The 18,343-nt window shown below is 69.4% G+C and carries 20 protein-coding genes; 7 read left to right on the plus strand and 13 right to left on the minus strand.

Going from position 1 to position 18,343, the window contains the following annotated elements:
- Positions 1-17 precede the first annotated feature (17 nt).
- A complete protein-coding gene (locus tag ACIBK9_RS30380; RefSeq protein ID WP_125630767.1) occupies positions 18-305 on the plus strand; it encodes an Lrp/AsnC family transcriptional regulator in 288 nt (95 codons plus the stop codon).
- 254 nt (positions 306-559) lie between these two features.
- Here the strand turns inward: ACIBK9_RS30380 and ACIBK9_RS30385 are convergent, their stop codons facing one another.
- Genes ACIBK9_RS30385 through ACIBK9_RS30400 form a run of 4 tightly spaced genes read right to left on the minus strand, consistent with a single transcriptional unit; the run spans position 560 to position 4,801 of the window.
- Positions 560-2,218: a cytochrome bc complex cytochrome b subunit gene (locus tag ACIBK9_RS30385; RefSeq protein ID WP_387666139.1), complete on the minus strand. Its 1,659-nt coding sequence runs from the start codon at positions 2,216-2,218 to the stop codon at positions 560-562.
- Positions 2,215-3,330 (minus strand): Rieske 2Fe-2S domain-containing protein, encoded by a 1,116-nt coding sequence (locus ACIBK9_RS30390; RefSeq protein WP_397162239.1) that lies wholly within the window; start codon positions 3,328-3,330, stop codon positions 2,215-2,217. Before ACIBK9_RS30390 ends, ACIBK9_RS30385 begins: the two co-directional genes overlap by 4 nt.
- Positions 3,327-4,136 (minus strand): c-type cytochrome, encoded by an 810-nt coding sequence (locus ACIBK9_RS30395; protein WP_397162240.1) that lies wholly within the window; start codon positions 4,134-4,136, stop codon positions 3,327-3,329. The genes ACIBK9_RS30390 and ACIBK9_RS30395 overlap by 4 nt, the downstream gene beginning before the upstream one ends.
- Before the next feature lie 14 nt (positions 4,137-4,150).
- Positions 4,151-4,801 (minus strand): heme-copper oxidase subunit III, encoded by a 651-nt coding sequence (locus ACIBK9_RS30400; protein ID WP_125630774.1) that lies wholly within the window; start codon positions 4,799-4,801, stop codon positions 4,151-4,153.
- Positions 4,802-5,008: 207 nt separating this feature from the next.
- Here ACIBK9_RS30400 and ACIBK9_RS30405 point away from each other — a divergent pair, with 207 nt between their 5' ends.
- Together ACIBK9_RS30405 and trpD are read left to right on the plus strand one after the other, a co-directional pair.
- Positions 5,009-5,407: a hypothetical protein gene (locus tag ACIBK9_RS30405; protein ID WP_352353671.1), complete on the plus strand. Its 399-nt coding sequence runs from the start codon at positions 5,009-5,011 to the stop codon at positions 5,405-5,407.
- A 6-nt stretch (positions 5,408-5,413) separates the two neighbouring features.
- Positions 5,414-6,460, plus strand: coding sequence for an anthranilate phosphoribosyltransferase (gene trpD, locus ACIBK9_RS30410; protein ID WP_397162241.1), 1,047 nt, complete (start codon positions 5,414-5,416; stop codon positions 6,458-6,460).
- Between the two features lie 100 nt (positions 6,461-6,560).
- Here the strand turns inward: trpD and ACIBK9_RS30415 are convergent, their stop codons facing one another.
- The 4 genes from ACIBK9_RS30415 to ACIBK9_RS30430 all read right to left on the minus strand — a co-directional run bounded on the left by ACIBK9_RS30415 (position 6,561) and on the right by ACIBK9_RS30430 (position 10,806).
- Positions 6,561-7,760 carry an Ig-like domain-containing protein gene (locus ACIBK9_RS30415; RefSeq protein ID WP_387666134.1) on the minus strand — a complete coding sequence of 400 codons (1,200 nt, stop codon included), beginning with the start codon at positions 7,758-7,760 and terminating at the stop codon, positions 6,561-6,563.
- Between the two features lie 141 nt (positions 7,761-7,901).
- The gene (locus tag ACIBK9_RS30420; RefSeq protein WP_397162242.1) at positions 7,902-8,315 is read right to left on the minus strand and encodes a cytochrome c oxidase subunit 4; all 414 of its coding nucleotides are present in this window, start codon (positions 8,313-8,315) and stop codon (positions 7,902-7,904) included.
- A complete protein-coding gene (ctaD, locus tag ACIBK9_RS30425; RefSeq protein ID WP_397162243.1) occupies positions 8,315-9,976 on the minus strand; it encodes a cytochrome c oxidase subunit I in 1,662 nt (553 codons plus the stop codon). Before ctaD ends, ACIBK9_RS30420 begins: the two co-directional genes overlap by 1 nt.
- Positions 9,973-10,806, minus strand: a complete 834-nt coding sequence (locus tag ACIBK9_RS30430; protein WP_397162244.1) for a cytochrome c oxidase subunit II — start codon at positions 10,804-10,806, stop codon at positions 9,973-9,975. The genes ctaD and ACIBK9_RS30430 overlap by 4 nt, the downstream gene beginning before the upstream one ends.
- Before the next feature lie 142 nt (positions 10,807-10,948).
- Here ACIBK9_RS30430 and ACIBK9_RS30435 point away from each other — a divergent pair, with 142 nt between their 5' ends.
- From ACIBK9_RS30435 to ACIBK9_RS30445, 3 genes are read left to right on the plus strand one after another with little or no spacing between them, the layout of a single operon-like run.
- Positions 10,949-12,091: a cysteine desulfurase family protein gene (locus ACIBK9_RS30435; RefSeq protein ID WP_397162245.1), complete on the plus strand. Its 1,143-nt coding sequence runs from the start codon at positions 10,949-10,951 to the stop codon at positions 12,089-12,091.
- Positions 12,088-12,333 (plus strand): sulfurtransferase TusA family protein, encoded by a 246-nt coding sequence (locus tag ACIBK9_RS30440; RefSeq protein ID WP_352353344.1) that lies wholly within the window; start codon positions 12,088-12,090, stop codon positions 12,331-12,333. The genes ACIBK9_RS30435 and ACIBK9_RS30440 overlap by 4 nt, the downstream gene beginning before the upstream one ends.
- 54 nt (positions 12,334-12,387) lie before the next feature.
- Positions 12,388-12,816: a CBS domain-containing protein gene (locus ACIBK9_RS30445; protein WP_387666124.1), complete on the plus strand. Its 429-nt coding sequence runs from the start codon at positions 12,388-12,390 to the stop codon at positions 12,814-12,816.
- A 53-nt stretch (positions 12,817-12,869) separates the two neighbouring features.
- On the opposite strand, the gene ACIBK9_RS30450 is transcribed toward ACIBK9_RS30445, so the two are convergent.
- Positions 12,870-13,856: a carbohydrate kinase family protein gene (locus tag ACIBK9_RS30450; RefSeq protein WP_364331808.1), complete on the minus strand. Its 987-nt coding sequence runs from the start codon at positions 13,854-13,856 to the stop codon at positions 12,870-12,872.
- Positions 13,857-13,964: 108 nt separating this feature from the next.
- Complete coding sequence (gene erpA, locus ACIBK9_RS30455; RefSeq protein ID WP_049566397.1) at positions 13,965-14,318, minus strand: iron-sulfur cluster insertion protein ErpA; 354 nt, start codon at positions 14,316-14,318, stop codon at positions 13,965-13,967.
- Positions 14,319-14,475: 157 nt separating this feature from the next.
- On the opposite strand from erpA, the gene nadA reads away from it, so the two are divergent.
- Positions 14,476-15,633, plus strand: coding sequence for a quinolinate synthase NadA (gene nadA, locus ACIBK9_RS30460; RefSeq protein WP_397162246.1), 1,158 nt, complete (start codon positions 14,476-14,478; stop codon positions 15,631-15,633).
- Between the two features lie 89 nt (positions 15,634-15,722).
- Here the strand turns inward: nadA and ACIBK9_RS30465 are convergent, their stop codons facing one another.
- The 3 genes from ACIBK9_RS30465 to ACIBK9_RS30475 all read right to left on the minus strand — a co-directional run bounded on the left by ACIBK9_RS30465 (position 15,723) and on the right by ACIBK9_RS30475 (position 18,339).
- On the minus strand, positions 15,723-16,322 hold the full coding sequence (locus ACIBK9_RS30465) for an SIMPL domain-containing protein (protein WP_397162247.1): 600 nt from the start codon (positions 16,320-16,322) through the stop codon (positions 15,723-15,725).
- A 90-nt stretch (positions 16,323-16,412) separates the two neighbouring features.
- Positions 16,413-17,756: an alpha/beta fold hydrolase gene (locus ACIBK9_RS30470; RefSeq protein WP_397162248.1), complete on the minus strand. Its 1,344-nt coding sequence runs from the start codon at positions 17,754-17,756 to the stop codon at positions 16,413-16,415.
- Positions 17,757-17,781: 25 nt separating this feature from the next.
- On the minus strand, positions 17,782-18,339 hold the full coding sequence (locus tag ACIBK9_RS30475; RefSeq protein WP_352323078.1) for a hypothetical protein: 558 nt from the start codon (positions 18,337-18,339) through the stop codon (positions 17,782-17,784).
- Positions 18,340-18,343: the final 4 nt, after the last annotated feature.

Consider the following 18,343-nt stretch of genomic DNA (forward strand, 5'->3'; position numbering starts at 1 on the left):
CCGGATACAGTTAATACATGGTCACGGCAATCGTCCACATCAAGGCCGAGGTAGACCGGATCCCGGAGGTCGCCCAGACGATCGCCGAGATCGACGGGGTCAGCGAGGTCTACTCCATCACCGGCGAATGGGATCTGCTCGCCATGGTCAGGGTCGCCCGCTACGAGGAGGTGGCCGAGGTCATCCCCGGGCGGGTCAACAAGGTCGACGGCGTCGAGCACACCGAGACGCACATCGCCTTCCGCACCTACTCCAGGCACGATCTCGACGCCGCCTTCTCGATCGGCTTCCCCGAATCCGACTGACCCGCTCCCCCGCGGTCCCCGCGTAAATCCCCGCATCCGCTTCAGCGTCGGCGCCTGCGCCCGCTTCTGCTTCTGCGTCCGTCTTGGGTGCCCGCCTTGGGCGTCCGTCTTCGGTGTCCGTCTTCTGGGCCCGGCCGTCCTTCGGCCGGGCCCGACGCGTTTCCCGGGCCCGATCGTCCCCGGCCGGTGGGCCGGAACGCGGAACGGCCCGGACGGGGAAACCCCGGCCGGGCCGATCTCGATCAGGCGAAACCCTAGTGGGTGAGGCTCCGGTCGTCGCCGGAACCGATCGCGGCGTGCTCGCCGTGCTCCCCGTGCTCGCCGTGGTGCCCGTCGTCGAGCGGGATCTTCTCCCCGCCGTACGCCTTGGACATCCGGCCACGGAGCTTGCCGAGCGGGCCGCGCATGCCCTTGGGCGGGATGCCGGAGGCGTCCTCGTCCACGGGCAGGGCCGCCACCGCCTCCTTGCCCCGCATGTGGGCCTCGAGGTCGTCGGACGGCGGCGTGTGCACCTCGATGAACTCACCGTGCGGCAGCCGCTTGATGACACCCGACTCCACACCGTGCCCGATGACCGCGGCATCGCTGCGCTGCAGGCCGAGGCACATGCGGTAGGTGATCAGGTAGGCCAGCGCCGGCCCGACGAAGACCAGCACCCGGCCGATGTACGTCGTCCAGTTGAGGCTGACGTGGAAGTTGGCCGAGATCTCGTCGTTGGCGCCGAGCAGCCACAGCACACCGTAGAACGTCATCGCCGAGATGCCGATCGCGGTGCGGTGGGGGTTGTTGCGCGGACGGTCGGCGACGTGGTGCTCGCGGTTGTCCCCGGTGACCCACCGTTCGATGAACGGGTAGAGCGCGAGACCGGTCATGATGATGCCCATCGGCACCAGCGCCGGGATGATCACGCTCATCGGCAACGTGCCCGCGTGGGCCGTGCCGAACAGGTTCCACTCCCACGGCGGCATGAGCCGCAGCGAGCCTTCGAGGAAGCCCATGTACCAGTCGGGCTGCGAACCGGCGGAGATGTCCGCCGGCGTGTACGGCCCGAACAGCCAGATCGGGTTGATCTGGGCGAACGTCGCCAGCCCCGACACCACGGCGAGCGTGAACAGGAAGTAGGCGCCCGCCTTGGCCATGAAGGCGGGGTAGAACGGCGCGCCCACCACGTTCTTGTTGTTGCGCCCCTTGCCCGGCATCTGCGTGTGCTTCTGCACCCACATGAGCACCATGTGAGCCGAGACCAGCGCCAGCAGGATGCCCGGGATGAGCAGGATGTGCAGCGAGTAGAACCGGGAGATGACGTCCTCGCCCGGATACTCCCCGCCGAACAGGAAGAACGTGATGTACGTGCCCACCAGCGGCAGCGAGATCGCCACACCCTCGGTGATCCGCAGACCGGCGCCGGAGAGCAGGTCGTCGGGGAGGGAGTAGCCGGTCAGGCCCTCGGCCAGCGCCAGGGTCAGCAGCAGCACGCCGATGATCCAGTTGAGCTCGCGCGGCTTGCGGTAGGCGCCGGTGAAGAACACCCGCAGCATGTGCACCGTCATGCCGGCCACGAAGAGCAGGGCCGCCCAGTGGTGCATCTGCCTCATCAGCAGACCACCCCGGACGTCGAAGCTGATCTCCAGCGACGACGCGTAGGCCTCCGACATCATGACGCCCTTGAGCGGCGCGTACGAGCCGTCGTAGGCGATCTCGCCCATGCTCGGCTTGAACCACAGCGTCAGGAACGTACCGGTGAGCAGCAGGATGATGAACGAGTAGAGCGCGATCTCACCCAGCAGGAACGACCAGTGGTCAGGGAAGATCTTGCGCAGGTTGCGCTTGAGAAAGTTCGCCCCGCCCAGACGGTCGTCGAGGAAGGTCGACGGCCCGGCGATGGCCTTCGGTACGGCGTTCAGGTCGCTCATGCCTGGCCTCCCTTCTCCCTGGCCTCGGCCTCGGCGTCGCCGCGCTCCCAGTAGCTGGGACCGACGGGCACGTTGAAGTCACCCTGGGCGATCAGATAGCCCTCGCTGTCGACGGTGATGGGCAGCTGCGGCAACGGCCGGGCGGCCGGGCCGAAGATGACCTTCGCGCCGTCGGCCGCGTCGAAGGTCGACTGGTGGCACGGGCACAGGATGTGGTGGGTGGTCTGCTCGTAGAGCGCCGCCGGGCAGCCGACGTGCGTGCAGATCTTGGAGTAGGCGACGATGCCGTCGTGCGTCCAGTTCTGCTTGACGCCGCTCTTGAGCTCCTCCGGACGGAACTTGATCAGGATCAGCGTGGCCTTGGCGAGCGCGTTGAGGTCGTGCTCGTAACCCTCGGGCACCACCGACAGGATGCCGCCGGGCGAGTTGAAGTCGGCCGCGCGGATCGGCTGGCCGGTGCCCTCGACGACCAGGCGCAGCGGCTTGCCCTCCTTGGTCTTCTCACCCCAGACGGTGTGGCGCAGCAGCTTGTTGAACTTCGCGCCGGGCATCTTGGAGTTGTCGAGGTCGCGCAGCAGCACCAGCGGCACCAGGCCGAGCGGCGCGGCGGCCAGCAGCAGCGTGCGGCGCATCAGCTTGCGCTTGACGAAGCCGCTCTCGTTGGCGCCCTGCAGGAAGGTCTCGGAGACGACCTCGCGGTCGTCCTCGTCGGAGGCCATCGTGTGGCGCTCCTGGACCAGCGCGTACTTCGGCATGATCTGGCGGACCCAGACCACGATGCCGACCGCGAGGCCGAGGACGGCCAGGGTCAGCGTGCCGCCGAGGGCGAGGTTGGAGACCCCCGTCGCCTCGGGGCTGCCGACCTGGAACACCACGTAGGAGATGAGGAAGGCGATGCCGGCCAGGAAGGTGATCGCGAAGCAGAGCGCCACGATCTTCTCGGCCTTGCCGGCCTTGCTCTCGTCCTGCAGCGTCACGCCCGGGACGTCGCGGTCGGCGACGTCTTCCTTCTCCGCGGCGCCCAGCATCGACGTGCCCGGCGCGGGAGTGCCGATGACGCGCTTGGGCACGCGTTCGTCCGGCTGCTCGATCTCGTGCTCGTTGTCTGTCATGACTTCTGTCGCTTCTTCGCGGTGATCCAGATGGCGGCGAGGGCTAGGGCGGCGATGCCTACCACGAACGCTACGAGACCTTCGGTGACCGGGCCGATGCGCCCGAGGCCGAACCCTCCGGGGTCCTTCTGCTCACGTACCTGGGTGATGTACGCGATCATGCTGCGCTTCTCCTCAGGCGTGATCGTCGAGTCGTTGAAGACCGGCATCGCCTGCGGGCCGGTGACCATCGCCTCGTAGATCTGCGTCGGTGAGGACTCGTTGAGGTTGGGCGCGTACTTGCCCTGCGTCAGGGCACCGCCGGAGCCCGCCCAGTTGTGGCACTGGATGCAGTTGGCCCGGAACAGCTCGCCGCCCTTGCCGGCGTCGCCGAGCTTCGGGTCGACCTGCTCCTTGCCCGGGACCTGCGGGCCGCCGCCGAGCGACTGCACGTAGGCGGCGACCTGACGGGTCGTCTCCTCGGTGACCCAGTGGGCCGGAGGCTTGCGAGGCGCCTGCGGGCCGGGGTTGGCGGCGGGCATGCGGCCGGTGCTCATCTGGAAGTCGACCGCCGCGGCGCCGACGCCGACGAGCGTGGGGGCGGTGTTGGTGCCCTCCGCGTTCATGCCGTGGCAGCTCGAGCAGTGGGCCACGAACAGGCTCTTGCCCTCGGCCACGTCGTCGACCTTGCCTGCCGCCAGCGCCGCGTCGGCAGGCTTGCCCGCCTGGACAAAGGCGGCGTATACCATCCCGACCAGCGCCAACGCCAAAATCAGGACGGCGTATCTCGCGAGGGGATGCCGCCGCCAAGCGGTGATCCTAGTCACAGAGATCCCGTTCCTTAACGAATGATGTAGATGGTCGCGAAAAGACCGATCCAGACGACGTCTACGAAGTGCCAGTAGTAGGACACGACGATCGCGCTGGTGGCCTGCTCATGCGTAAAGCGCTTCGCGGCGTACGTGCGTCCCAGCATGAACAGGAACGCGATCAGGCCACCGGTCACGTGCAGGCCGTGGAAGCCCGTCGTCAGGTAGAACACCGAGGTGTAAGCGTTGGCGGACAGGGTCGCGCCCTCTGACGCCAGCTCGCCGTACTCGTACAGCTGACCGGCGACGAAGATCGCGCCCATCAGGAAGCTGACGATGTACCAGAAGCGGAGCTTGCCGACCTGCCCCTTCTCCGCGGCCCACACGCCCAGCTGGCACGTCACACTCGACAGGACCAGGATGATCGTGTTGACCGTCGCGAACGGGATGTTCAGGTGAGCGCCTTCTGCCTCAACGCCTGCAGGAAGGAAGGCAGGGCCCCACTCGATGCCCTTCCCCTCGCTCACCGACCGGATGGTGAAGTACATCGCGAACAGCGCCGCGAAGAACATGAGCTCAGAGGACAGCCAGACGATCGTCCCGACACTGACCAGGTTCGGCCGTCGGTACGACTGTGCTGTCGTCGTCGAAGTTATTGCGGATGCTGTCGCCACGGGCAGCATTATTGCGGCTCCGGTGTTCGGTCCGGCCAACGACCCCCCGTTAGGAGGAACAAACCGGCCATCAACCTGGGATAATTGGGACAAAACGCCTGTCAGACCCGGTGGCCTGGGATTGCATCCCGGCGCAACGGTACGATCCAGGTGACCATACAGCTTCGACCGATAGTGAGCGCGACAGTGACGTCCTCTGGGAGCACCGACGACACGATGAGGGTCCTCGTCTACAGCGACGACGCGACCACCCGGGCCGAGGTCCGCCAGGCGATCGGCCGGCGGCCGGCGGCCGATCTGCCCCTCGTCGAGATCATCGAGTGCGCCACCGAGCCCAAGGTCCACCAGTGGCTCGGCTCCGGCGAGATCGACGTGGCGGTCCTCGACGGCGAGACCCAGCCCGCCGGCGGCATGGGCGTCTCCCGTCAGGCCAAGGACGAGGTCTACGACTGCCCGCCCGTCTGCCTGATCATCGCCAGGCGCGACGACCGCTGGCTGGCCGAGTGGTCCAAGGCCGACGCCGTCGTCCCGCAGCCCATCGAGCCCATGGTCCTGGCCGACACCGTCGCCGACCTGATGCGCCGCCGTTCCGCCACCCGACTCAACGCGAAGTAGGTGCCCATGGACTCCCGGACGACCTGGCCTGCCCTGTTCTCCGCGCTCCTTTCCGGCGAGCACCTGTCGGCCGACGAGACGGCCTGGGCGATGCGGGAGATCTTCTCGGGCAACGCCACCTCCGCCCAGATCGCGGGCTTCGCGCTGGCCCTGCGGGCCAAGGGCGAGACGGTGGCCGAGGTGGTGGGCCTGGCCAGGACGATGCTGGAGTTCTCCACCCCGCTGACCGTCGAGGGGCCCGTCCTCGACGTCGTCGGCACGGGCGGCGACCGCGCCCACACCGTCAACGTCTCCACCATGGCCGCCATCGTGGCCGCCGCGGCGGGGGCCAGGGTCGTCAAGCACGGCAACCGCTCGGCCTCCTCGCTGTGCGGGGCCGCCGACGTCCTGGAGCACATGGGCATCAGGCTCGACCTGACGCCGGAGCAGACCGCGCGAGTGGCGCGCGAGGCGGGCATCGCCTTCTGCTTCGCGCCCGTCTACCACCCGGCGCTGCGGTTCGCCGGCCCGGCGCGCAAGGAGATCGGCGTCCCCACGGTGTTCAACTTCCTGGGCCCGCTGACCAACCCGGCCCGGCCCAGCGCCCAGGCCATCGGCGTCTACGACGCCCGCATGCTGCCCGTCATCGCCGGCGTCTTCGCCGAGCGCGGCGTGTCCGCCCTGGTCTTCCGCGGCGACGACGGGCTCGACGAGCTGACCATCACCGGCACCTCCACGGTGTGGGTGGTCCGCGACGGCACGGCCACCGAGGCCCGGTTCGACCCCGCGATCCTGGGCATCCCCCGGGCCGACGCGGGCGCGCTGCGCGGTGGCGACGTGCAGTTCAACGCCCAGGCCGTGCACGACGTGCTGGGCGGCAAGAAGGGGCCGGTGCGCGACGCGGTCCTGCTCAACACCGCCGCCGCGCTGGTCGCCCACGACGGCGCCGGCGACGACCTCGACACGGCGATGATCAAGGGCTACGAGCGCGCCACGCAGGCGATCGACTCCGGCGCGGCCGCCGACACGCTGCGCCGCTGGATCGAGGTCAGCAGCTCCTACCGCCCGTCGTGACCGTGAGCGCGCCCCTGAGGCGCGCTCACATCCTTCGGCGCTTACGCGTGCCCGGGAGCCCTGGCAGAGCCTCCAGGGCCTGCTCAGGGCCGGGTGGCGGTCAGAAGGTGATGCTCGGGCCGTCCTTGAGCGTGCTCCACTTGAGCCAGTCCTTCCAGTTCTCCTGCCAGTGGCCCCACCCGTTGGTGGGCTCCAGCTTGCGCGGCGAGCCCGTGATGATGATCGGGTCCCCGATCAGGGTGTTCTTGATGAACCAGGCCGCGTTCTCCGGGCTGACGTTCACGCAGCCGTGGCTGACGTTGGAGTTGCCCTGCGAGCCCACCGACCAGGGCGCGCTGTGCACGTACTCGCCGCTGTTGGAGATGCGGACGGTGTTGTAGACGGTGAGCTGGTAGTAGCCCGACTGTCCCGGGCCGATGCCGGGCGAGGTCATGACAGTCACCGGCTCCCGCGACATCGCCAGGTGCACGCCCGAGGTGGTGTAGTACTTCCACTGGCCGCCCTGCCCGGCGCTCATCGGCATGGTGCGGATGCGCTTGCCGTCCCGGCGGACCGTCAGCACGTGCTCGTCGGTGCTGCCGCGGGTGATCTGGGAGCGGCCGATCTTGAAGTCGAGGGTGACGTCGCGCTTGCCGTACAGGCCGGGGCCGCCGCGCACGCCGGCCAGCTTCGCCTCCAGCCGCACCTTCGTGTACGCCGGCCAGTACTCCTCCGGCCGGAAGTCCACATGGCTGTCGTCGAACCAGTGCCAGGCCCCGTCCACCGGCTTGGAGCTGCGGATGGTCAGGTTGCGCTCGACGGCCACCCGGTCGCTCACGGGCTTGTCGAAGGCGATCATGACGGGCATGCCGACGCCGACCGTCAGCCCGGTGTCGTCCTTGTTGGGAGTGATCGTCTGGATGTCGAATGTCTTGTCGCCCTTGACCGTGGTGAACGTGCTGGAGGTCTCGCTCTGCTTGCCCGAGGCGTCCACGCTGACGACGGTGACGGTGTAGCCGGCGCTCGGCCGGGCGGTGGTCGTGCTGCGCCAGCGGGTGCCGTCCCCGCTCAGGACGCCCTTCAGCCGGCCAGCCTTGCCGCCGTCCACCCGGACGCTCTTGATCGTGCCGCCGTGCGCGGACACCACCACGGGCTGGTCGGTGGCCACGTTCACGGCCTTGTCCTGGGGCGTGACGCCCACCGCCGGCTGCCGCGCGACCGCGGTCAGCTCCTTCGTCTCGTTCGCCGCGCCGCTCAGCGAGCACGCCGTGAGCAGCGCCAGGGCCAGCAGGCCGGCCGATCCATTCGCCACGCGTCTCACGAGTGACCCCCTCGCCCAAGATCCAACCTTCTCCTCCCTTATTACCCTGAGTGATCTATTCACGACATCCGTAACCTGGTAAAGAACACGAAAAAGCGGGCGTCCTCCCCTATGGGAAGGACGCCCGCTTCGAGCCGCTTGTCAGTGCGAGAAGTTGCCCCGGTAGTACTGGAACACGAACCCGATCATGGCCATGATGATCAGGAAGACGCCGATCAGGAACATCCAGAAGCCGATCACGAACCCGGCGAAGGCGAAGGCCGCCGCCAGGCACAGGAACAGCGGCCACCAGCTGCTCGGGCTGAAGAAGCCGATCTCGCCGGCGCCCTCGCTGATGTCGGCCTGCTTGTCGTCCTCCGGCTGGGCGCCGATGCGCCGCGCGGTGAACATCAGGTAGTAGCCCACCATGAACGCGAACCCGACCGAGATCGCCATGGCGGTGGTGCCCACGGGCTCACCGTGGCCGGTCGCGGCCTTGGTCCAGAACCAGTAGCCGACGTCGACACCGGCGAAGAACAGGCCGCACAGCAGGAACAGCCAACCCTGGACCTTCATCAGGCCTCCACCTCCTGGGCGGACTTGGCGGACATGTGCGGGTAGTGCAGGTCGAACGCCGGGCGCTCGGACCGGATGCGCGGCAGCGAGGTGAAGTTGTGCCGCGGCGGCGGGCAGGAGGTCGCCCATTCGAGCGAGCCGCCGTAGCCCCAGGGGTCGTCGACGGTGACCTTGACCCCCGACCGCCAGGTCTTCCAGACGTTGTAGAAGAACGGCAGCGTGGAGGCGCCCAGGATGAACGCGCCGACCGACGAGATCATGTTCAGGTCGGTGAAGCCGTCGGCCGCGCTGTAGTCGGCGTACCGGCGGGGGAAGCCGACCATGCCCAGCCAGTGCTGGACGAGGAAGGTGGTGTGGAAGCCGATGAACAGCAGCCAGAAGTGCACCTTGCCCAGCTTGTCGTCGAGCATCTTGCCGGTGAACTTGGGCCACCAGAAGTAGAAGCCGGCGAACATGGCGAACACGACCGTGCCGAAGACCACGTAGTGGAAGTGGGCGACGACGAAGTAGGTGTCGCTGATCTGGAAGTCCAGCGGCGGCGAGGCCAGGATGACGCCGGTCAGGCCGCCGAGCAGGAAGGTGATCAGGAAGCCGACGGAGAACAGCATCGGCGACTCGAACGACAGGTGACCCCGCCACATCGTGCCGATCCAGTTGAAGAACTTCACGCCCGTCGGCACCGCGATGAGGAACGTCATGAACGAGAAGAACGGCAGCAGGACCTGCCCGGTCGGGAACATGTGGTGCGCCCAGACCGTGATGGACAGACCGGCGATCGCGATGGTGGCGCCGACCAGGCCGATGTAGCCGAAGATCGGCTTACGGCTGAAGACCGGCAGGATCTCGGTCACGATGCCGAAGAACGGCAACGCGATGATGTACACCTCGGGATGGCCGAAGAACCAGAACAGGTGCTGCCACAGCATCGGCCCGCCGTTGGCCGGGTCGAAGATGTGCGTGCCGAGCTTGCGGTCGGCCTCCAGCGCCAGCAGCGCGGCGGCCAGCACGGGGAAGGCCATCAGCACGAGCATGCTGGTCAGCAGGACGTTCCAGGTGAAGATCGGCATGCGGAACATGGTCATGCCGGGCGCGCGCATGCAGATGATCGTGGTGATGAAGTTCACCGAGCCGAGGATCGTGCCGAGACCCGACAGGGCCAGGCCCATGATCCACAGGTCGCCGCCGATGCCGGGCGAGTGGATCGCGTTCGACAGCGGCGTGTAGGCGAACCAGCCGAAGGAGGCCGCGCCGCCCGGCGTGAGGAAGCCGGACACGGCGATGACGCTGCCGAACAGGTAGAGCCAGTAGCTGACCATGTTCAGGCGCGGGAAGGCCACGTCGGGGGCGCCGATCTGGAGCGGCATCAGCTCGTTGGCGAAGCCGGCGAACAGCGGCGTCGCGAACATCAGCAGCATGATCGTGCCGTGCATGGTGAACAGCTGGTTGAACTGCTCGTTGCTGGTGATCTGCAGCCCCGGCTGCGCCAGCTCGGCCCGCATGATCAGCGCCATGACGCCGCCGATCAGGAAGAAGGCGAACGACGTGATCAGGTACATGTGCCCGATGATCTTGTGATCGGTCGAGGACATCCACTTGGCGATGATCTGGCCCTTGGTGACGGGCCGGACCGGCGCCCGAAGCGGTTCTTGGATGGCGGTCACTGGGCACTCCCAGCCTGGGTCGCGATGTACTGGTCGAACTCAGCCTGCTTGACGAGCTTCACCGAGAACAGCATCCGGCTGTGGTCGACGCCGCACAGCTCGGCGCACCGGCCGGCGTAGACGCCCACGCGGTCGTCGCCGAGCGTCTTGATCTCGAACTTGCGCCCCGGGTTGCCCTCCGGGATGCCGGGGATGATGTCCCGCTTGAACAGGAACTCGGGCACCCAGAACGAGTGGATCACGTCGTCGGTCGAGAGGTCGAACTCGACCTTGGTGTTCGTCGGCAGGACCAGCTGAGGGCCCTGGTGGTAGTCGTGCACCGGCATGCCGGACACGGGCTGCGTCGTCTTGCCGTTGTAGGTCGTGGTGAAGCGCCAGCTCCACTGGTAGGCCTCGACCTTGACCTTGACGGGCGCGTCGCCTGCGACCTCCGTGAGGGCCTTGCTGTCGCGGGCGGTGAAGAAGAAGAACACCGAGACCATGACGAGCGGGACCACCGTGTAGAGGATCTCGATCGGCAGGTTGTAGCGCACCTGGGGCGGCAGTTCGGCCTTCCCCTTGCGCTTGCGGTGGAAGATCGCGGCCCAGACGATCAGGACGATGACGACGACGCCCGTGGCGAGTGCGGCGATCCAGGCCCCGTTCCACAGATGCTGAACGACCTCGGCCTGCTCGGTCACGCCCTCGGGCAGCAGGCCGTTGGACCAGTCGAACTTGGGAACGTCATTAGCACACGCCGTAGCAGTGGCCAGCAGCAACGCCAAAGCGGCGGCGCGCGGCACCCTGCGCCGGGCCAACGAACGCCGCGTCGTACGGCGAGTCGGACTCACGGATCGCCTACCCCACAGATGAAGCCCAAGAGTCTTTCCCTTGGGTGCTCGTATTTCCAAATGCACAGCTGATTGCAGACACATTAGCGTGCAGGTGTCCCGCCCTACCGCGCGACCCCTCGATGGCGCCGCAAGTGGGACGATGGGTCTCGTGGCGTATTTCGACGCGGCCTCGAGCGAGCCGCTCCACCCTCAGGCACGCGAGGCGCTGCTGGCGGCGATCGACGTCGGCTGGGCCGACCCCGCGAGACTGTACACCCAGGCCCGCCGCGCTCACCTGCTGCTGGAGCAGGCCCGCACGGAGGTGGCCGAGGCGCTCGGCGCGCGCCCCGACGAGGTGTCGTTCACCTCGTCCGGCACGCAGGCCGCGCATCTCGGCGTGCTCGGCACCCTACACGGCAGGCGCAGGGTCGGGCGTCATCTGGTCACCAGCGCGGTCGAGCACTCCAGCGTGCTGCACGCGGCCGGCGTGCACGAACGCGACGGCGGCACGGTCGAGACGGTGGGCGTGAGCCTGGAGGGGCGGGTCGACCTCGACGCGTTCGCCGAGGCGGTCGCGCGTCCCGGCACGGCGCTGGCCTGCCTCCAGACGGCCAACCACGAGGTGGGCACGGTGCAGCCGGTCGCCGAGGCCGCCGCCGCGTGCCGGGCCAACGGGGTGCCGCTGCTGGTCGACGCCGCCCAGACGGCCGGCCGCATGCCGATCCCGCCGGGCTGGTCGGTGCTGACCGCCAGCGCCCACAAGTGGGGCGGCCCGGCCGGGGTGGGCGTGCTGGCGGTGCGCAAGGGCACCCGGTTCCGCTCGTTCCTGCCCGAGGACGAACGCGAGCGGCGGCGGGTCCCCGGCTTCGAGAACGTGCCGGGCATCGTGGCCGCGGCGGCGGCGCTGCGCGCGATGAGCGCCGAGGCGGCGCAGGAGCAGGCCCGGCTGTCCACGCTCGTCGCCCGGATCAGGGAGACCGTGCCGAAGGTCGTGCCGGACGTCGAGGTGATCGGCGACCCGGTCGGCCGGGCGCCCCACATCGTGACCTTCTCGTGTCTCTACGTCGACGGCGAGGCGCTGCTCACCGAGCTGGACAAGGCGGGATTCGCCGTATCGTCCGGAAGCTCGTGCACCGCTAGTACGCTTCGTCCATCGCACGTCCTCGAAGCGATGGGCGTGCTGACGCATGGGAATGTCCGGGTGTCGCTGCCCAGGGGCACGTCCGCGGCCGAGGTCGACCGGTTCCTGGCCGTGCTGCCCGATCTGGTGCGCCGCATCCGGCACGACGCAGGAGTCGCATGACCGAGGTAACTCAGCCGTCATTGACGATCGACGCGCTCGGGAAGAAGTGCCCGATCCCGATCATCATGCTCGCCGAGCAGATCAACCACGTGCCGCTCAACGCCGTGGTGGCGGTGCTGGCCGACGATCCGGCGGCCTACACCGACGTGCCGGCGTGGTGCCGGCTGAAGTCCCACCGCCACGTGGCCTCGTACGAGCTGCCCGAGGGCGGCTGGGCCATCCACGTGATGCGCAACTACTGACGGTTTGTGGGTAGGGCCCTCCCCTGACGGCACATCGACCATTCGGGGGAGACCATGGCCAAGGGGAACGAGACCGCCCGTGACGTGATGAGCACGGGCGCGGAGTGCATCGCCGCGCACGAGACGCTCGACCGGGCGGCTCAGATGATGCGCAACAACGACGTGGGCGCGCTGCCCGTGTGCGGCCCCGACGACCGGGTGACCGGCATCATCACCGACCGCGACATCGTCATCAAGTGCGTCGCGGCCGGTCACGACCCCGCGCAGGTGACGGCGGGCGAGCTGGCGACCGGCCTGGTCTGGGTGACGGCGGACGCCACCGTGCAGGAGGCGCTGTCGCGCATGGAGCAGAACCAGATCAAGCGGCTGCCGGTGCTGGAGAACGAGCGCATCGTCGGCATGATCAGCGAGGCCGACCTCGCCCGGTGCCTGCCGGACGACCAGCTCGCCGAGTTCGTGCACCGGGTGTACGCCAAGCGCTGACACCCGTACGGGGATCGCCCCGCCACGCCTGCGGCGGGCGGGGCGTACGCGTGTCAGGGGTGGTAGCAGCGCACCTGGCCGGCGATGTCGGCCGCGGCCTCGGCGCCGTAGGCGGCCGTGAAGCGCTCCAGGAAGACCTTCTGGCCCAGCTCGTACTCCTGGCCGCCGACGCGCTCCAGCACGTGCGTGGCCGTCAGGTTGCCGATCTGGCCGCAGCGCTCCAGCGGCAGGCCCCAGGCCAGGCCGGACAGGAAGCCGGCGCGGAAGGCGTCGCCGACGCCCGTGGGGTCGGCCTTGCCGCGCTCGGGGGCCGGGGCGACCTGGATGGACGGCTCGCCCTTGCGGTCGATGACGGCGCCCTTGGGGCCGAGCGTGGTGACGCGGACGCCGACCCGGTCGAGGATCTCCTCGTCGGACCAGCCGGTCTTCTGCTCGATGAGCCCCTTCTCGTAGTCGTTGGAGAACAGGTAGGCGGCGCCGTCGACGAGCTGCCTGATCTGCTCGTCCTCCATGCGGGCGAGCTGCTGGGAGATGTCGGCGGCGAAGGGGATGCCGCGCTGGCGGCACTCGTCGGTGTGCCGCAGCATCGCGTCGGGGTCGTTGGGGCTGATCAGCACCAGGTCGAGGCCGCCGACCCGGGCGGCGACCGGCTGCAGCTCGATCAGCCGCGCCTCGGCCATCGCCCCGGTGTAGAAGGAGGCGATCTGGTTGTGGTGCTCGTCGGTGGTGCACAGGAAGCGCGCGGTGTGCTGCGTCTCGGAGATGTGCACGGACTCGCAGTCGACGCCGTGGCGCTCCAGCCAGGAGCGGTAGTCGGCGAAGTCGTTGCCGACGGCGCCCACCAGGATCGGCTTGAGGCCGAGACAGCCCATGCCGAAGGCGATGTTGGCCGCGCAGCCGCCGCGACGGATCTGAAGGTCGTCGACCAGGAACGAGAGCGACACCCGGTCGAGCTGCTCGGCGATGAGCTGATCGCCGAAGCTTCCTGGGAACGTCATCAGGTGGTCTGTCGCGATGGAGCCGGTTACGGCGATGCGCACGGGATTCTTCTTCCTCGTTGTCAGCAGGCCAATGAGCCCCACGAGAATACGCGAAGGTCCCGCTCGCACAAAGGCGGGCGGGACCCCACAGGCCGAAGCCGTGACCCCTTAGTTGAACGAGTCGCCACAGGCGCAGGAGCCGGTGGCGTTGGGGTTGTCGATGGTGAAGCCCTGCTTCTCGATCGTGTCGACGAAGTCGATGCTGGCGCCCATCAGGTAGGGGGCGCTCATGCGGTCGGTGACCACGCTGACCCCGCCGAAGTCCGTCACCACGTCACCGTCCATGGAACGGTCGTCGAAGAAGAGCTGGTAGCGCAGGCCGGAGCAACCACCCGGCTGCACGGCGACCCTCAGCTGCAGACCTTCCTCACCCTGCTGCTCCAGCAGGCTCTTGACCTTCGCGGCGGCCGCGTCAGTCAGGATCAGGCCCTGCGTCGTGGTCTCGCTGCTCTCAACCGTCATCTGCTGACTCCCTAACCCGGCTGTCTGTTTCCGACGTCCTACTGATGACGCTACCAACACCTCGCCCATGCCACACATTCCCGGGTCCCCTACCCCCGGAATAACCACGTTCGTCCGTGTGTCATAGTGAGTATCGTCAAAACGACGATAAGGGGGTATGGCGATGGCCACCCAGACTGGGCTGCCGCTCTTCGTCCTCGGGCAGGGCGCCGATCCGCACAGCGAGAAGGGCGTCGACTGTCCCGGCGAGCTGCCGCCCGCGTCCGACCCTGACCTGGTCGAACGCGCCCGCAAGGCCAAGGAGGCGCTGGGCGACCGCCTGTTCGTGCTGGGCCACCACTACCAGCGCGACGAGGTCATCCAGTTCGCCGACGTGACCGGCGACTCCTTCAAGCTCGCCCAGCAGGCCGCCGCGCGGCCCGAGGCGGAGTTCATCGTCTTCTGCGGCGTGCACTTCATGGCCGAGTCCGCCGACATCCTCACCGGCGACGCCCAGAAGGTGGTGCTGCCCGACCTCGCCGCCGGGTGCTCCATGGCCGACATGGCCACGTTCGACCAGGTGGAGGAGTGCTGGGAGGCCCTTGAGGACGCCGGTCTGGCCGGCGAGGTGGTCCCCGTCACGTACATGAACTCCAGCGCCGACATCAAGGCGTTCTGCGGGCGCAACGGCGGCGTGGTGTGCACCTCCTCCAACGCCAAGAGGGCGCTCGACTGGGCCTTCGAGCAGGGCCGCAAGGTGCTGTTCCTGCCCGACCAGCACCTCGGGCGCAACACGGCGGTGCTGGAGATGGGCATGTCCCTGGACGACTGCGTGGTCTGGAACCCCCACCGCCCCGACGGCGGGCTGACCCGCGAGCAGCTCGACCGGGCGCGGATGATCCTGTGGAAGGGCCACTGCTCGGTGCACGGCCGCTTCACGGCCGAGTCCGTCGACGACGTGCGCGCGCGCATCCCCGGCGTGAACGTGCTGGTGCACCCCGAGTGCCGGCACGAGGTGGTGCTCAAGGCCGACCACGTGGGCTCGACCGAGCACATCATCAAGACCCTCCAGGCCGCTCCCGCCGGGTCGAGCTGGGCCGTCGGCACCGAGCTGAACCTGGTCAAGCGGCTGGCCACGATGTTCCCCGACAAGAACGTGTCGTTCCTGGACCGGACGGTCTGCTACTGCTCCACGATGAACCGGATCGACCTGCCGCACCTGGTGTGGGCGCTGGAGTCGCTCGTGCTGGGCGACGTCGTCAACCGGATCACGGTGGACGAGGACACCGCCCACTGGGCCAGGGTCGCGCTGGACCGCATGCTGGCGCTTCCGTAACGCCCTCCCCCGACGGGCCGGGCCCGTGGCGAGGAGCGCCCGCCCTCGCCGCGGGCCCGGCTCTGTTCCCGGCTCCGGCTGCGGCTCGGTCAGGCGAAGTCGTAGCCGACGCGGACGCCGACCGTGAGCGTCTGGCGGCCCGGGCTGACCGAGGACGCGCTCTCGGCCGCCGCGGCCATCGCGACCAGCGGCTGGGGGCCGCCCCTGATCTCCTCGGAGATCGACACGACCGGGCCGAGCGGGCGTCCGGCCAGCTCGGCGTAGTGGGCGGCCTTGGCCGCGGCGTCCCTGAACGCTCTCGCCCTGGCCTCGCCGAGCACCGACGCCGGGTCGGACAGCTCGAAGGTCACGCCGTTGAGCCTGGCCTCCTCGCCCACGCCGGCGACCGTGTCAATGACGGCGTCGGCCCGCGACAGGTCCCTGACGACCACCTCGACGCCCTGGGCCGCCCGGTAGGCGGAGACCTTCGGGTAGACCTCGTACTCGGGGCCGAGCGAGAGCTCGACCGTGCGCACGTCGTGGGCCGCGACGCCGGCCCCGGCCAGCGCGTCGGCCAGCCGGGCCGCGGCGGCCCTGACCGCCGTGAACGCCTCGGACGCCGACGACCTGCGCACCTCGACGCCCGCCAGCAACCGCAGGACGTCGGGCGCGGCCTGCACGCTGCCCTCACCGACGACGGAGATGTCCACGCCTGCCCCCTAAGATTGGGTTCGCCTCGATCCTACGGGCGTGTCCTGCCCCCGCCCGCGGCCGGCTCACAAGGCGGTTCAGACCGCGGCTCAGACAGCGTCGACGATCGCGCCGGGATCGTCCAGCTCGACCTGGTGTCCCGAGCGGGGCAGCAGCACCAGCTTGGCGTCGAGGCGGGCCGCCAGGCTCTGCCTGCGGGCGTCCCGGCCGCCCGCGCCGAGCACGGTGACCGGGATGTCGGGAAAGGGATGACCGGCCCGGATGTCACGGAGGTCGGCGGCCATGTCGCGGCGGGCCAGCCACTCCCCCGCCACCGCCGCGGGCACCTTGCCCATCCGGTACACGCCGAAGGGGTCGCCCATGCCCGTGACCAGGCGGTGCGCCGGCGGCCCGGTCAGGCGGGCCAGCACGTTCGCGCCCCACGTGCCGCCGAGCGCGGGCAGCCACGCGCCCAGGACGGCGGCGAGCGCGAGCGGCCGGCGCACGGGCGTCGGGCTGGGGTCCACCAGGACGAGCTTGGCCACGCAGAGCGGGTGCAACCGGGCGAACGCCTCGGCGTGCCAGCAGGACAGGCCGTGCGCGACCAGGGTGACCTGGGACGGCTGCGCGGGGGCCAGCGCGGCCAGCCGGGCCACCTCGCCGTACAGGGTGGGCCGGTCGGTCGCGGGCGGGCTGAGGCCGAGCCCCGGACGGTCGAAGCGGACGACCCGGTGGCAGGCGGCCAGGCCGGCGGCCACGGCGTCCCAGTGGAACCAGGCGCCGCCCAGGCCCGCCGTGATGAGCACGCCGGGGCCCGCGCCCTGGTCGAGGACGTGCGGAGGGCCACAGGGGGCCTCGTCGTCGTCGTGGACGAGCAGCCTGAGCGCCACGTACACGACCCAGACGGCGACCATCGTGAGCTGGATCCGGTGGGCGACGCCGGCCAGCCGCCCGGCGGCCAGGGCGGCCAGCATGAGCCCGGTGGCGCCCACGTTCAGGCCGGTGAACAACCACGACACCCACGAGCGCCAGCGCGCGGACAGCACCGCCATGGCGGTCAGCACGGCCGTCGTGGCCAGCGCGCCGGCCACCATGTGGAGCCGGTGCGAGACCGTCTCGCCGCGGCAGGCGGGGTCGCTGAGCACGGCGCAGTCGAGCGGGACCAGGCCGGAGACGACCGTCAGCAGCCCGAAGGCGGCCAGCGCCAGCCAGCCGGCCCACTCGCGCGCCACCCTGGGCAGCGTCGCCACGGCGGCCAGGCAGGCCAGCCCGGACAGCACGTCGCTGACCCGGAACAGGCGTGTCCACGGCTGGTCGCGGGCGGCCAGCTCGCTCACGTAGCCGTCGGTCCTGTCCACGGCGGGCGTGGTGAACTGGCCGGTGATCCAGGCGCTGTACAGCACGGCCGCCACGATGAGCGCCGAGGCCGCGGCGACGAACAACCTTCGCTCCACGTGATGATTAGAACACCATCCGTGGTCAAAGGCCCGGAGCACCCCATACCGGGAACCATCGGCCGAGGTCGGCCTCCAGTGGCAGCTCGCCGTCCAGGACGCCTCTGGCCTGCAGTTCGAGGGCGTTGTCGCGCCTGTTCCCGGGCAGCGGCGCGAACGGGTAGAACGTGCCGCGCTTGTACAGGTAGACCACCGCCAGCCGCCTGCCCGCCGGATCGGCGAACGACACCAGCGAGCACAGCAGCGAGGGCCCGAACCCGGCCGACTCCAGCGAGGAGTTGACCGCGTGCAGCTCGGTGACCAGGTCGCTGACGTCGTCCGGCGCGCGGCGGACCAGCAGCCAGGTGTAGCCGTAGCCGTCGTCGGACTCCTCGACGCGCCCGCCGAGCAGCGCCTTGACGTCGCTCTCCAGCGTGGCGAACGCGCCGCCCTCCGCGGCCCTGAACGACACCGAGCCGAGACCGGTGGGGACGAGACCGGTCGCGGCCTGGAGCGTCACGGCGGCGGACGGCAGCGCGAACAGCGCGTCGAGGTTGGGCTTGACCGGCTTGGACCGGCCCAGCAGCGAGTCGAGCCAGCCCATGCGT

The organism is Nonomuraea sp. NPDC050227, from assembly GCF_044459705.1.
Lineage (GTDB): Bacteria > Actinomycetota > Actinomycetes > Streptosporangiales > Streptosporangiaceae > Nonomuraea.